The following is a 13,289-nucleotide window of genomic DNA, read 5'->3' as shown; positions in this document are numbered from 1 at the left end:
TACATTCAAGCCAACCGTCAGACTCTACTGCTCGTCGGGATCCACACCCGTTAGCGCATCGCCGAGCAACCCGCTCGCCTCTTCACCCGGCAACGCCTCGACGTCACGCAGCTTGCGGTTCATGACGCGGGTGCGCGTCTCCGCGGCTTCGATCGAACGCGTGACGGTTTCAAGCTGCGCCTTGGTCTTGGCCAGCACGTCACCGAATTTCCCGAACTCCGTTTTCACCGCGCCGAGCACTTGCCACACTTCGCTCGACCGCTGCTCGATCGCCAGCGTGCGGAAGCCCATTTGCAGGCTATTGAGCAAGGCGGTCAGCGTGGTCGGGCCGGCAATCGTCACGCGATAGTCGCGTTGCAGCAGGTCCGTCAGGCCCGGCCGACGCAGGACTTCTGCGTACAGACCTTCGGTCGGCAGAAACAGGAGCGCGAAATCAGTGGTGTGCGGCGGTGACACGTACTTCTCTGCAATCGTGCGTGCCTCGGCGCGAATCCGCGCTTCGAGTGCGCGCGACGCCTCCTCCACCGCAACCGGATCGGCGCGCTCCTGGGCCTCGATCAGCCGCTCGTAGTCTTCGCGCGGGAACTTGGCGTCGATCGGCAGCCAGACCGGCGTAGCTGGACCACCCACCTCCGCACGGCCCGGCAGTTTGATCGCGAATTCGACGCGATCGGCGCTCTTCGGTATCGTCGCGACGTTCTTTGCGTATTGATCCGCCGTGAGCAGTTGTTCGAGCAATGCTTCGAGCTGCACTTCGCCCCACGTGCCGCGCGTTTTGACGTTAGTGAGCACTTTCTTCAGATCGCCGACACCCGCAGCCAGCGTCTGCATTTCACCCAAACCGCGATGCACCTGCTCCAGCCGGTCGGACACCAGCTTGAACGATTCGCCCAGGCGTTGTTCGAGCGTGGCGTGCAATTTTTCGTCGACGGTGCGACGCATCTCGTCGAGCTTGGTCGAGTTGTTCGCCTCGATGTCTTTCAGGCGCTGCTCGATGGTCGCACGCACTTCGGCGAAGCGGCGATCGTTCGACTCGGTGAGCTGGCCCAGTTGCAGGGTCAGCGTGTCGCCGAACTGCTTGAGCGTGCGCCCCTGCTCATCGCGTGCCTGCTGCGCCTGCTGCTGCAAGCTGTGACGCACGGCGTCGAGTTGCTGCGCGAAGCCATCGATCTTGCCGCCCTGCACCGTCGTCATACTGCTGAATTGCGATGCCAGCGTTTGCTGGAAGTGCGCGAACCCACTGCTCTGCTCGGTGCGCGAGACGCGCGCCGTTTCCGTGATGTCGTTGCGCAGTTGCCGCTCGAGCCGCTCATAAGCATGCGACTGCGCATCCGCCGCCGTATCGATACGTTCGCTGAGAATCTCGAACTGCTCGCTTCCGTCAGTGCGACTACCGCGCATCAGCAACGCCAACGCGATGACCAAGGCGACCGCCAGCACGGCAACGGCCGCCACCAGAATCATTGTCATGAACGCGCCTTGCCGATGACCTCGGGGTTGATCGGATTCGGCGGCCGGCCGGCACGTGGACCTTCGCCCAGTGCCGCGATTAGATTGTCCGCGGCGAGGTTCGCCATGGCGCGGCGCGTTGCTTCGGTCGCGCTGGCGATATGCGGTGTCAGTACGACATTTGGCACCGTCAGCAGATCCGGATTCAGACGCGGCTCGCCTTCGTAAACATCCAGGCCCGCTGCGGCAATCTGTTTCGTGCGGAGCGCTTCGACCAGCGCGGCATCGTCGACGATGCCGCCGCGTGCGATGTTGGTGAGCGTTGCGGTCGGCTTCATCTGCGCGAATTCGGCTGCGCCGATCGTATGGTGGTTTTCCTTCGTGTACGGCAAGACGAGCACCACGTGATCGGCGCGCTGCAGCAGGTCCTGTTTGGACGCGTATTCCGCGTTCAACTCCGCCTCGATCTCCGGCGCGACACGCGAACGGTTGTGATAAATCACCTGCATGTTGAAACCCTTGGCGCGACGCGCCAGCGCCTGACCGATCCGGCCCATGCCGATCACGCCAAGTGTCGAGCCGTAAAGGTCGGTGCCGAGAAAACCGTCATAGGTCCACTTCTGCCATTTGCCCGCGCGCAGCCAGTGCTCCGATTCGGCGATGCGGCGCGCCGCGGCCATCATCAGCGCCCAGCCGAAATCGGCGGTCGATTCGTTCAGCACGTCCGGCGTGTTGGTGCCGAGCACGTTCGCCGCGTTGAACGCAGCCATATCGAAGTTGTTGTAGCCCACCGCCATGTTCGACACCACGCGCAGACGCGGCGCCGCGGCGAGCGTCGCCGCGCCGACCGGATCGCCCGCGGTCAGCGCGCCGTCTTTATCCGCGAGACGGCGCGTCAACTCGTCTGCGGGCAAGACTTCACCCTGGTGCCAGTCGACATCGAAATACTGTTTGAGCCGTTCGATCACATCGGGAAAGATCGGGCGGGCGACGAGGATCTTCTGCATTGCAATTCTCCGGATAGCGCGTCGAGTCCAACTACCTCGGCGTCAGAATAGGCGTGAAATCATGCGTCAAAAAAACAGCCAGCCGGTGACGAGAAACAGCGGCACCAGCACCACAACCGACCAGCCGAGATACGCGAAAAAGCTCGGCATGCGAACGCCGCGCGACTCCGCGATCGCTTTCACCATGAAGTTCGGTGCATTGCCGATATACGTGTTGGCGCCCATGAACACCGCGCCGGCCGAGATCGCCGCGAGCGTCGTGGCGCCAGTGGTCATCAGTGTCTGCGCGTCGCCGCCAGCCAGGTTGAAGAACACCAGATAGGTCGGCGCATTGTCGAGAAACGACGATAGCAGGCCAGTCGCCCAAAAATACATCAGGTCGTGGGGCTGGCCGGACGGGTTGACCAGATGGACGATGCCGGCGAACGCGCCCGCCTCGCCGGCGCGCAGGATTGTGATGACCGGCGCGATCGTCACGAAGATGCCCGCAAACAGTTTGGCGACCTCTTCGATCGGTGCCCAGTTGAAGTCATTGCCGGCGCGTGCCGCGCGCGGCGTCAACGCCAGCGAGAGCAAGGTGACGCCGATCAGCGCGACGTCGCGCACGGCATTTTGCAACGCGACGTGCGTACCGAAAACGTCGAACACGACGTCGGATTTCCAGAGTCCGCTCATCAGAACCAGCGCAATCACGGCCGCAAGCAGCAGGAAGTTGATCTTGCCGTCGACGCCTAGCGGCGGCGAATCCGGCGTCGGATCGAGAAAGCGCGAACGCTCTTCTTCACGCCGATGAAAATAGTACGAATCCAACGCATAGAACGCGGCCAGCAGCACGACGCAGACAAACAGCATCGGCACCGCCAGATGCGTGGTGGTCCAGAAGAAACTGACGCCTTGCAGGAAGCCGAGGAAGAGCGGCGGATCGCCGAGCGGCGACAACGAGCCACCCGCGTTCGCGACCAGAAAGATGAAGAACACCACCACATGAACGACGTGCTTGCGATTGTCGTTTGCGCGCAGCAATGGGCGGATCAGCAGCATCGCCGCGCCGGTCGTGCCCATGATGCTGGCCAATAGCGTGCCGAGCGCGAGAATTGCAGTATTCAGGCGCGGCGTGCCATGCAGATTGCCGCGCACGCAGATGCCGCCCGCGACCGTATAAAGCGCCGTCAGCAACACGATGAACGGAATGTATTCTTCGAGCACCGCGTGCACCAAGGTTCCGAATGCGACGCCCGTGCCGAAGGTAAGCGCAAACGGCACCAGGAAGAGCAGTGCCCACGCTGCCGCGATCTTGCCGAAATGGTGATGCCAGAATGCCGGTGCGACCAACGGAAACACCGCGATCGACAACAGCACGCCCGCAAACGGCAGGCCCCACATCGCCGACAGCGTCGCGCCATCAAGCGTAGCCGCCGATGCTAGTTGAGGCCACCCGGCCAACGTCAGAGCAGCAGCGAGCGTCATGCTCGCCCACACGGCATGTCGTTTCATATTCTTGAAGTCCTTATTTGCGCGAGTGACGGTGCGCGGCCGGAGGCCTGGCCGCTCGCCACGCTCAAGCGCCACGCACGACGATCACATGCACCCGATACGGCCCATGTGCGCCAAGCACGATAGTCTGTTCGATATCGCCGGTGCGCGACGGCCCGGAGACAAAATTGACCGCGCGCGGAAGTTCACCGCGTTCGCTGCGGATCAGCCCAAATGCCTCTTCATGTCCTGAGACGATGCGCGAAGCCGGCACGATTGCAATATGCGTTTCCGGCAGCAAGCCTGCCGATGCGTAGGTTTCCGGTCCGGACAACAGAACAAGCGTGCCCGTCTCCGCAGTCGCGCAGAAGCAGCCAGTGAGACCGACTACGTCGCCGTCTTCAGGTTTGCGGAATTCGACGTGAAGGCCGGCTTCGGCCCATTGAAGATCTTGCAGGGTTTGCCATGCGATCGCTTGCAGCGGCAAAGCGTGTTCAGTGAGGTAGCGATGCGCGGCGGAAGGCACGTCGCCCAGCGAGTCGACCGTGTCGACCGTGGTGGCCATTCTCTGCGCTTCTTCGATGAAGCGCGTGGTCAGATCGGCCGGCATCTCCGGACGCGGACCCTCGGGATGGCGCGCCAGATAGTCCGCAGCCGCCTCGCGCTCGGCAGCGGAGGGCTCAGGCTCGCGCCCTTGTGCCGCGCGGATGCGCGCCAGGATGTTGCGGCGGGCAATCGATGTGTCCATATGCGAAATCCTCGTGTCGACAGCCGTGCGATATGGCGGGAATTATACCGGCCACCCTGCGCGCGAACACCCTGGCCGAACGGCCTAAGGCAGCGTATCGGCCACGCGGCGAGCACGATCTCTGCGAGATCCCAGCAAAATATCGGCACAAGACATCGACACATGAGTCGCACACGCGCCGCGCAGACGCCACCTTACTTCGCCGCGTCTTCCTCGGGTTGCGCAATGCCAAACACCTGACGCAGATACGCGAGATAGGCCTTGTCGTCGCACATGTTCTTGCCCGGCGAATCCGACAGCTTCGCCACCGGCTGACCGTTGCAGCGAACCATCTTGATGACGATCTGCAAGGGGTTGTAGCCCAGGTCGTTTGTCAGATTCGTTCCTACGCCGAATGCCAGCTTGCAGCGGCCGCGGAAACGCTCGTACAGTTGCAGCACCTTCGGAATGTCGAGTGCGTCGGAGAACACGAGGATCTTCGTGCGCGGGTCGCAGCGGTTCGCCTCGTAGTGCTTGAGCAAGCGCTCGCCCCAGTCGAACGGGTCGCCGGAATCGTGGCGCGCGCCGTCGAACAGCTTGCAGAAGTACATGTCGAAGTCGCGCAGGAAGGCTTCCATGCCGTACACGTCCGACAGTGCGATACCCAGGTCGCCGCGATACTCCTTCGCCCACATCTCGAAGCCGAAGATCTGCGAATCGCGCAGCCGCGGACCGAGCGCCTGACACGCCTGCAGGTATTCATGCGCCATCGTGCCGAGCGGCGTGAGGCTGTGCTTCATCGCGTAAAAGACATTGCTAGTGCCGGCGAATTGTTCGCCGAGGCCGTCTTTCAGCGTGAGAATCACTTCTTCGTGCCATTGCTTCGAGAAGCGGCGGCGCGTGCCGTAGTCGGCAATCTTGCAGTCGGCGAATTCCGGGCGGGCGCCGAGCAGCTTGATCTTCTCGACGAGACGGCCGCGCCCTTCACTGTAGTCAGGCTTCTGCTGGGTGTTGCGGAAGTAGACTTCGTTGACGATCGCGAGCATCGGGATCTCGAACAGGATCGTGTGCAGCCACGGCCCCTTGATCTCGATGTCGATTTCACCATTGCCCTTCGGCGAGGGCGAAATCGAAATGTATTTCTCGTTCAGATGGAACAGGGCGAGAAACTCGATGAAGTCGCCCTTGATGAAGCGCATGCGCCGCAGGTAGTCGAGCTCGTCGTCGGTGAAGCGCAGATCGCAGAGCTTGCGCACTTCGTCGCGAATCTCGCTGATATACGGCACGAGGTCGACATTCGGCGTGCGGCAGCGAAACCGGTACTCGACATTCGCCGCGGGAAAGTGATGCAACACCACTTGCATCATCGTGAACTTGTACAGATCGGTGTCGAGCAGCGAAGTAATAATCATGATGGTGCGAACTGGACTGCAGGAAAAACGGAAGGCTTGGCTCGACCAACCGCGTCAACCCATGCGCGTGCGGCGCGCCCCGTGCGCGCCAACCTGACGCATGTTACCCGAATGCATCCGGATTCAGCGCGTCGGCGGGCGGCGCTCGCCGGACGCCATAAACTAATCACAAAAACGTATAAAAGCCGTTGCCCGATGCTGCATGCGGCTCTTGACGTTACGTTACAATAGCGCTTTTGGCGTTTCGCCTCCCCTGATTCCGCATGCAGGAGCTGCCTGAATGACTCACGTTGTGACCGAAAGCTGCATCAAGTGCCGCTATACCGACTGCGTCGATGTGTGCCCGGTGGACTGCTTTCGCGAAGGTCCCAACTTCCTCGCGATCGACCCCGATGAATGCATCGACTGCGCCGTGTGCGTGGCCGAATGCCCGGTGAACGCCATTTATGCCGAAGAAGACGTGCCGGGCGACCAGCAGCACTTCACCGAGCTGAATGCCGATCTCGCGAAGAACTGGCCGAGCATCACCAAGACCAAAGCGCCGCTGCCGGAAGCCGACGAATTCAAGGACGTGAAGGAAAAGCTGGCCCTGCTCGTACGCTGAGCGGCGCCGCGCCCGCCCCTGCCGTTGCATTCGGACCAAATCGAGATGAATGCAGGGTATTGACAGGCGTCTAGTCACCTCCTACAATTTCGCTTCTCTGCTGTTTGTTGTTCTGTTCCTCGATAGCTCAGTCGGTAGAGCGCCGGACTGTTAATCCGTAGGTCCCTGGTTCGAGCCCAGGTCGAGGAGCCAAGAATTGCAAAAGCCCGTTAACCAATACGGGCTTTTTTATGTAGATCAAGTTGTACTGCTGTTCCTCGATAGCTCAGTCGGTAGAGCGCCGGACTGTTAATCCGTAGGTCCCTGGTTCGAGCCCAGGTCGAGGAGCCAAAAATTTGAAAGGCCCGCATTCGTGCGGGCCTTTTTGTTTTGGTCTGGCCTTTTGGTCTGGCCTTTTGGTCTGCCCTATTTCAATGCCGGATCCGGTGGCTTGAATCGAGGGGCGACGTGGTCGGCTCCGGCCGGAAGATAGCGCATGACCTGGCGCATTTGCACTGACCCTCTGGCGGCCACACCGTTATACGATGGTGCTTTATCGGCGCGGATCTCTCGCGCCCAACCCAAGCACTCATTCCCGGCCCGCCCATGAAACCCACCGTGATGCGCCTTGCGCTTGCAGCCGCCACAGCCCTTTCCATCCCACTCGTTCACAGCGAAGAAGTCGCCAGCGTCAATACCAACTTCCGCATTACCGGCTCCGACCGCGTGGTCGTCGAGGCCTACGATGATCCGCTCGTCCAGGGCGTGACCTGCTACGTCTCGCGGGCACGCACGGGCGGCGTCAAGGGCACGCTCGGCATCGCCGAAGATCCGACCGAAGCATCGATCGCTTGCCGGCAAGTGGGCGCGATTCATTTCACCGGCCCTGTGAAGCAGCAATCCGATGTGTTCTCGGTCAGCATGTCGCTGATCTTCAAATCGCTGCATGTGGTGCGAGTGGTCGACGCGAAGCGCAACACGCTGGTGTACATGACGTACAGCGATCGTGTAGTCAGCGGCAGCGCGAAAAACAGCGTGAGCGCCGTGCCGATGCCGGCCGGCACGACGATTCCGGTCAAGTAATCGCCGCTCCGCGGCCACGCTCACTGCGCAAGAACGTATACGCACGTACACGCATGCGTGACCGCAACGGCCGCGGCGCGCTACACTGACCGGTCATGCCGGACAGCAGGATCGCCAGACTTTCACCATGACCGCCCATCGTTTCCAGGATTCCGCCCGCTACTGGCGCACGCCGCTTTTGCCCGGCGCGGATCTGCTCACGGCGGAATATCACGATCACGAGTTCTCGCCGCATTGGCACGATGCGTACACGATTCCCGTGATCGTCGCGGGGGCCGAGGGCTATCGGTATCTCGGCTCGGACTATGTCGCCGAAGCGGGCAGCGTGCCGATCATCAATCCGGGCGAATTGCACACGGGCTCGAAGGCTGTCGAGGCGGGCTGGCGCTATCGCGTGATGTATGCGCCGGTGGATTTCATTCACGAGCTTGCCAACGACGTTGCCGGCAAGCCGCAAGCATTGCCGTGGTTCGCGCCGGGCGTCATCCGCGATCCCGATCTGGCGCAGCGTCTGGCACGCGCTCACTGCCTGCTGGAGGCCGGCGACGATCCACTCGCCGCCGAGGCCGCGATGCTCGACGCGCTGTCCACCTTGCTGGTCCGCTACGCGCAAACACAGCCGGAAGCGTGGCGCCTCGCCGCCGACGACGCCCGCGTCGCGACAATGCAGGAGCGCCTGACCGGCGACCTCGCCGAAGCTGTCACGTTAGCCGAGGTCGCACGGGCAGCAGGACTCTCGCCCTTCCACGCCGCGCGCCTTTTCACGCAGACCACCGGATTGCCGCCCCACGCATGGCGCAACCAGGTGCGCTTGCAGCGCGCGCTCGCGCCATTGCGCGCCGGCGTTTCCGTGACGGATGTCGCCGCGGCGAGCGGTTTCACGGATCAAAGCCATTTCACGCGCCATTTCCGCCGCATGTTCGGCGTGCCGCCGGGGCGCTGGCAAGGCAACTGACGCACGCTTCGCCCCCACCTACCGCAAGACCACCGCAAGAACGTACAAGCCCCGTCCGCCACCAGTCGCTATGCTTCCCGAATCAAGGAGGCAAGATTGACCCATTCCAACCCAGGCCAGCCCTCAAGCGCAGGCCACTTAAAAGAATTCACCGCCGGCGCGCGCGACATCATCCCGATGATGGTCGGCGCAGCGCCCTTCGGCGTGATCTTCGGCACCCTGGTCGCATCCGGCCCGTTGCATCTATGGCACGGACAGTTGATGTCGCTCGTCGTGTTCGCCGGTTCGGCGCAATTCATCGCGCTGGGCCTGATCGCCGGCCACGCGAGTTTTGCGGTGATCTGGGCGACCACGCTCGTCGTCAACCTGCGTCACGTGCTGTATAGCGCGACGCTCGCGCCACACGTAGCGCACCTGCCCTCTCGCTGGCGCTGGGCGCTCGGCGCGCTGCTCACCGACGAAGTCTTCGCGGTCGCGTGGGAGCATTACCGGCATCGGGAGCCCGGCACGGTCGGCCCGCACTACTTCTTTGGCGCGGGTCTGGCCATGTACCTGAACTGGCAGCTCTGGACCGTCGCCGGCCTGCTGTTCGGCGCGGCCTTTCCGGGCCTGCAGTCGCTCGGGCTCGATTTCGCGATGGTCGCCACGTTCATCGCGATCGTCGTGCCGCAGCTCGTTGCAGTGCGCTATATCGCGGCGGCCGCGACCGCGGGCACGCTGGCTTTCTTCTGGCAGGCGTGGCCGTACAAGCTCGGCCTGCTCGGCGCCGTGTTCGCGGGCGTCGCCATCGGTGTCCTGCTGTCGGCGCCGCGCTTTGGGCGAGGCGCGCGGGGCAATCCCGAATCCTCGCGAGCAGCGTCGCGTGAAAGCCCACAGGGCCCCCGCCGGGACACCCCGAGGAAAACCTCGAAGGAAACCATGGAGGCATCGCGATGAACTACGTCGTTCTGATCCTCGGCATGGCCGCCATTACGTGGGTGATCCGCGCCGCGGTCTTCGTGCTCGGCGACCGGCTGGTGTTTCCGCCGCTCGTGCGCACCGCGCTCGGCTTCGTGCCCGTTACCGTACTGACGGCGATCATCGTCCCGATGGCGGTCTCGCCGCACGGTGCCGACGCCGAACTGACCTGGCGCAATCCGCAACTGGTCGGGGCGCTGGCCGCCATCGTCGTCAGCGCGCTGACGCGGCGACCGCTCCTGACTATCGCGGTCGGCCTGGCAGTCTTTTTTGTCTGGCAAGGCGTTGTGCTTAAATAGGCGCAGCTCATAGCACTGCGAGGTCTACATCCCGCGCCTACGGCGCCCACGTTGCCGCAGGCGCCAAGCGCAGCGGGCTCGCCATGGGGCGGCGCCCGCCTCGCGCTGCCTTCACAAGCGACGCATCCTTCTAAAGCCGCTGCCACTACGCCCCACACCCTTAAGTTTTCCCTGAATCCGCCGATATGAAGTCGAGGTCCGCTCATCGGGATACGTCCCGCTGGTTACGCGGCAACAGGCAGGATTCAACCGCGCTAGCACGGGCGTCGCGTCTCACGGGGTTAGTGCGCGAACCGCCGACATGACAATGCAGCGCGGCAGGACCAAACGGGATAACACATGGGTCAAATCACCCTCACGCTCAAAGACGAGACCATTGCGACGCTGCGCAAGGACTTCGACGCTTTTCTGCGGGTTTCGCTGAAGCTCGATCCGCAGTTCGCGACGCCGTCGTTTGAGGATTTTTTGCGCGCCAAGCTGCTCGACAACATGGTGCCGCTAACCGAACACGCGGTTCAGCGGATGTTGCAGGGTGGCCAGTACGCATGGGCAAAACGCACACTGGACAAGGAATTCCCGGACGTCGTCGCGATTCTGATGAGGCAGGCGGGAGAATTCGGTTTCGGCTTTGCGGCCCGCTCGGAATGGACGCCGGAAGAGCTCACCAAGCAGTGCCGCGACTGGGCGGCGGCCATCGTCAAGGAAGCGGAAGGTGACGCAGTGCTGATCGATCCGCTCGCGGCGCAGATCAAGAGCGCCGCGCAGGACATTCAGGCGCTCGAGGAAGTCATGCAGACGCCGGCCTGGCGTCTGGTGGAATCGCTGCGTCAGCGCGTCTACGAAGCGAAAGTGGCCTGCGAAACAAGCGTGGGCAGCACGGCGCGCGAAAAGCTCGGCGAACTGCGCGGACTCCTGCGCCTCGGCATTTCGCACGGCTCGTTCCAGAAGCAGGAAGCGCAGCAGATCATGGAGTATCTGCGCCTGCTGAAGCCGGAAATCTTCGTCGAAGAACCGTATGACGTGTTCTCACGCCTCGCCGCCTGGCTGCGCAATTTCTTTGTACCGCCGCGTCCGGCGCCGCAACAGCAACAACGGCAGTCGCGGTAAAAGCAGGTTCAGTCCCACATCTTTCTGAGCTTCGCGCCGATCTCGATCTTCGCCTGCGCCGCCGCGGCCAGTCCCGCCGCTGTCGGCGCGCTCGGCACGGGCACGCGCGGCCAAGCGTAGGCGTCGAACAAAGGCATCAGATGCGCCGGAATGAAGCGCGTGCGCGACGCCCACACATGACGGTCGCCCATGTGCGTCTGGTTATGCACGTAAAAGCGCTGCGGCACGACGATATGCAGGTCTTCCTTCGCGCGCGTCATCGCCACGTATAACAGGCGGCGTTCCTCGTCGATTTCCTCTTCGCTGCCCGTGCCGAGATCGGACGGAATGCAACCGTCGACGCCATTCAGCACGAACACGTTGCGCCACTCCTGACCTTTCGCCGAATGGATCGTGGAGAGAATCAGGTAGTCCTCGTCGATCAAAGGCACGCCCGATTCGTCACTGGTGGCGTCGGGCGGATCGAGCGTCAACTCGGTCAGGAAGCGTTCGCGCGACGCATAGGTGCCCGCGATGCTTTCCATCTGCAGCACGTCCGCATGGCGGATCGCTGCGTCCTCATGGTTGCGCTCGAGATGCGGCTCGTACCAGCGCCGCACCATTTCGAAATCGGCCGGCCACGGCGTCTGCCGCCCGTACACGCTCGACATCAGCTTGACGAACGGATGCCAGTCCTCCTGCGCGCGAGCGGGCGGCGCAAAGGCGGCCAGCGCGCCACCGGCGCTGTGGGTGAAATCGGCCGGATCGCCGTCACGCGCCCGCGCCACAACCTCGTCCAGCACCTTCGCAGCGGTGGCAGGGCCGATGCCCGGCAGCAATTGCACGACGCGAAAACCCGCGACACGGTCGCGCGGATTCTCCGCCCAGCGGAGCACAGCGAGCACATCCTTGACGTGCACCGAATCGAGAAACTTCAGGCCGCCGAACTTCACGAACGGCATGTTGCGCCGGGTCAGTTCGATTTCGAGCGCGGCGCTGTGATGCGCGGCGCGAAACAGCACCGCCTGTGACTTGAGCTTCATGCCCTGCTCGCGCGCTTCGAGCACCTGTTCGACGATATAGCGCGCCTGATCCGCTTCGTCGGCAACCGTCACCAGACGCGGGCGCTGCGCCGACGCTTTGTCGGTCCACAGATTCTTCGTATAGCGCTCGCTGGCGAGCTCGATCACCGCGTTCGACGCCGCCAGAATCGGCCCGGTTGAGCGGTAATTGCGCTCGAGCGTGATTTGCCTCGCGGGCGGATTGAAGTGCGCCGGGAAGTCGAGAATGTTGCGCACGGTCGCGCCGCGAAACGAATAGATCGACTGGGCGTCGTCGCCGACCACGGTCAGGCCGCGGCCGTCCGGTTTCAGCGCGAGCAGGATCGACGCCTGCAGGCGGTTGGTGTCCTGATACTCGTCGACCAGCACGTGATCGAAGCGCGCCGACAGATCGGCCGCGATCGCCGGCTCCGCGGCCATATGCGACCAGTAGAGCAGCAAATCGTCGTAATCGAGCACGCTCTGCTTCTGCTTGGCTTCGACGTACGCGGCGAACAGCATACGCAAATCGGCTTCCCACTCGCGGCACCAGGGAAAGGCGCTGTTGAGCACGTCGGCAAGCGACGCGCCGGTATTCACCACGCGCGAGTAGATTGCAAAGCAGGTGCCCTTGGCCGGAAAGCGCCGCTCTTTCGCCGACAAACCGAGCTCGTGGCGCACGAGATTCATCAGGTCGGCGGAATCCTCGCGGTCGTTAATCGTGAAGGCGGGCGCGAGGCCGATCAGGTCCGCGTATTCGCGCAAAAGCCGCGCGCCGACGCTATGGAAGGTCCCGGACCAGGTCAGCCCTTGCGCCAGCGCAGCCCGCGTACCGAGCGCCGCTCCGGCGATGCGCGTGACACGGCGGGTCATTTCGAGCGCGGCGCGGCGTGAGAAGGTCAACAGCAGAATACGGCGCGGATCGGCGCCCTTCACCACCAGATTGGCGACCCGGTGCGCCAGCGTGTTGGTCTTGCCGGAGCCGGCCCCCGCGATCACCAGCAGCGCGCCCGGCGGCGCGTTAGGGCTGTCTGCGCCATATTCGACGGCTTCGCGTTGCGCGTGGTTGAGCTTGGCCAGCCAGGCGGCGGTATCGTTATCTGTACCGGAAGCAGACGGAGGCGAAGATTCAGCGACGGAGAGCACAGTGGATTCGGGTCTGAGGTGGAATTGACGCGGCGACGCATACTGTATATCCATACAAGTATCGGAGACAAG

At 63.1% G+C, this 13,289-nt stretch carries 11 protein-coding genes, 2 tRNA genes and 1 pseudogene; 8 read left to right on the top strand and 6 right to left on the bottom strand.

The genetic code is table 11. The features are described from left to right. Positions 1-24: 24 nt before the first annotated feature. The 5 genes from M0D66_RS06535 to pncB all read right to left on the bottom strand — a co-directional run bounded on the left by M0D66_RS06535 (position 25) and on the right by pncB (position 6,068). Complete coding sequence (locus M0D66_RS06535) at positions 25-1,470, bottom strand: DNA recombination protein RmuC (RefSeq protein WP_266209551.1); 1,446 nt, start codon at positions 1,468-1,470, stop codon at positions 25-27. Further along, on the bottom strand, positions 1,467-2,456 hold the full coding sequence (locus M0D66_RS06530) for a D-glycerate dehydrogenase (RefSeq protein WP_211706025.1): 990 nt from the start codon (positions 2,454-2,456) through the stop codon (positions 1,467-1,469). Before M0D66_RS06530 ends, M0D66_RS06535 begins: the two co-directional genes overlap by 4 nt. A gap of 66 nt (positions 2,457-2,522) precedes the next feature. Continuing rightward, the gene (locus tag M0D66_RS06525; protein WP_200618360.1) at positions 2,523-3,950 is read right to left on the bottom strand and encodes a sodium:proton antiporter; all 1,428 of its coding nucleotides are present in this window, start codon (positions 3,948-3,950) and stop codon (positions 2,523-2,525) included. A 64-nt stretch (positions 3,951-4,014) separates the two neighbouring features. After that, a complete protein-coding gene (locus tag M0D66_RS06520) occupies positions 4,015-4,677 on the bottom strand; it encodes a lactate utilization protein C (RefSeq protein ID WP_093640530.1) in 663 nt (220 codons plus the stop codon). A gap of 194 nt (positions 4,678-4,871) precedes the next feature. Further along, entirely contained in the window at positions 4,872-6,068 is a 1,197-nt protein-coding gene (gene pncB / locus M0D66_RS06515; protein ID WP_093640533.1) for a nicotinate phosphoribosyltransferase, read from the bottom strand. Between the two features lie 280 nt (positions 6,069-6,348). Between pncB and fdxA the strand changes: the two genes are divergently transcribed. The 8 genes and pseudogenes from fdxA to M0D66_RS06475 all read left to right on the top strand — a co-directional run bounded on the left by fdxA (position 6,349) and on the right by M0D66_RS06475 (position 11,052). Beyond that, positions 6,349-6,672 (top strand): ferredoxin FdxA, encoded by a 324-nt coding sequence (gene fdxA / locus M0D66_RS06510; protein WP_054036179.1) that lies wholly within the window; start codon positions 6,349-6,351, stop codon positions 6,670-6,672. Between the two features lie 116 nt (positions 6,673-6,788). Beyond that, positions 6,789-6,864: transfer RNA gene (locus M0D66_RS06505), tRNA-Asn, on the top strand. A 62-nt stretch (positions 6,865-6,926) separates the two neighbouring features. Beyond that, positions 6,927-7,002: transfer RNA gene (locus tag M0D66_RS06500), tRNA-Asn, on the top strand. A gap of 255 nt (positions 7,003-7,257) precedes the next feature. After that, entirely contained in the window at positions 7,258-7,734 is a 477-nt protein-coding gene (locus M0D66_RS06495; protein ID WP_093640536.1) for a CreA family protein, read from the top strand. A 127-nt stretch (positions 7,735-7,861) separates the two neighbouring features. Continuing rightward, on the top strand, positions 7,862-8,689 hold the full coding sequence (locus tag M0D66_RS06490; RefSeq protein WP_093640538.1) for an AraC family transcriptional regulator: 828 nt from the start codon (positions 7,862-7,864) through the stop codon (positions 8,687-8,689). Between the two features lie 96 nt (positions 8,690-8,785). Then, positions 8,786-9,499 (top strand): annotated as a pseudogene (locus tag M0D66_RS06485) (AzlC family ABC transporter permease); the annotation flags it as partial. A gap of 122 nt (positions 9,500-9,621) precedes the next feature. Next, positions 9,622-9,945 carry an AzlD domain-containing protein gene (locus tag M0D66_RS06480; RefSeq protein ID WP_200618359.1) on the top strand — a complete coding sequence of 108 codons (324 nt, stop codon included), beginning with the start codon at positions 9,622-9,624 and terminating at the stop codon, positions 9,943-9,945. A 339-nt stretch (positions 9,946-10,284) separates the two neighbouring features. Continuing rightward, a complete protein-coding gene (locus M0D66_RS06475; protein WP_093640544.1) occupies positions 10,285-11,052 on the top strand; it encodes a DUF4088 family protein in 768 nt (255 codons plus the stop codon). Between the two features lie 8 nt (positions 11,053-11,060). On the opposite strand, the gene M0D66_RS06470 is transcribed toward M0D66_RS06475, so the two are convergent. Further along, entirely contained in the window at positions 11,061-13,271 is a 2,211-nt protein-coding gene (locus tag M0D66_RS06470; RefSeq protein WP_266209543.1) for an ATP-dependent helicase, read from the bottom strand. Positions 13,272-13,289: the final 18 nt, after the last annotated feature.

The sequence above is a fragment of the Paraburkholderia sp. SECH2 genome, assembly GCF_030464795.1.
Classification (GTDB): domain Bacteria; phylum Pseudomonadota; class Gammaproteobacteria; order Burkholderiales; family Burkholderiaceae; genus Paraburkholderia; species Paraburkholderia aspalathi.
The sequence above is the reverse complement of the archived record's forward strand: the minus strand, read 5'-3'. Positions and strand labels throughout refer to the sequence as shown.

Excerpts from the sequence above, each read along its gene's own strand:
- M0D66_RS06525 (WP_200618360.1), bottom strand. The coding sequence starts at position 3,950 with ATGAAACGACATGCCGTGTGGGCGAGCATGACGCTCGCTGCTGCTCTG.
- M0D66_RS06535 (WP_266209551.1), bottom strand. The coding sequence starts at position 1,470 with ATGACAATGATTCTGGTGGCGGCCGTTGCCGTGCTGGCGGTCGCCTTG.
- M0D66_RS06470 (WP_266209543.1), bottom strand. The coding sequence starts at position 13,271 with ATGGATATACAGTATGCGTCGCCGCGTCAATTCCACCTCAGACCCGAA.
- pncB (WP_093640533.1), bottom strand. The coding sequence starts at position 6,068 with ATGATTATTACTTCGCTGCTCGACACCGATCTGTACAAGTTCACGATG.
- M0D66_RS06475 (WP_093640544.1), top strand. The coding sequence starts at position 10,285 with ATGGGTCAAATCACCCTCACGCTCAAAGACGAGACCATTGCGACGCTG.
- fdxA (WP_054036179.1), top strand. The coding sequence starts at position 6,349 with ATGACTCACGTTGTGACCGAAAGCTGCATCAAGTGCCGCTATACCGAC.
- M0D66_RS06480 (WP_200618359.1), top strand. The coding sequence starts at position 9,622 with ATGAACTACGTCGTTCTGATCCTCGGCATGGCCGCCATTACGTGGGTG.
- M0D66_RS06490 (WP_093640538.1), top strand. The coding sequence starts at position 7,862 with ATGACCGCCCATCGTTTCCAGGATTCCGCCCGCTACTGGCGCACGCCG.
- M0D66_RS06495 (WP_093640536.1), top strand. The coding sequence starts at position 7,258 with ATGAAACCCACCGTGATGCGCCTTGCGCTTGCAGCCGCCACAGCCCTT.
- M0D66_RS06530 (WP_211706025.1), bottom strand. The coding sequence starts at position 2,456 with ATGCAGAAGATCCTCGTCGCCCGCCCGATCTTTCCCGATGTGATCGAA.
- M0D66_RS06520 (WP_093640530.1), bottom strand. The coding sequence starts at position 4,677 with ATGGACACATCGATTGCCCGCCGCAACATCCTGGCGCGCATCCGCGCG.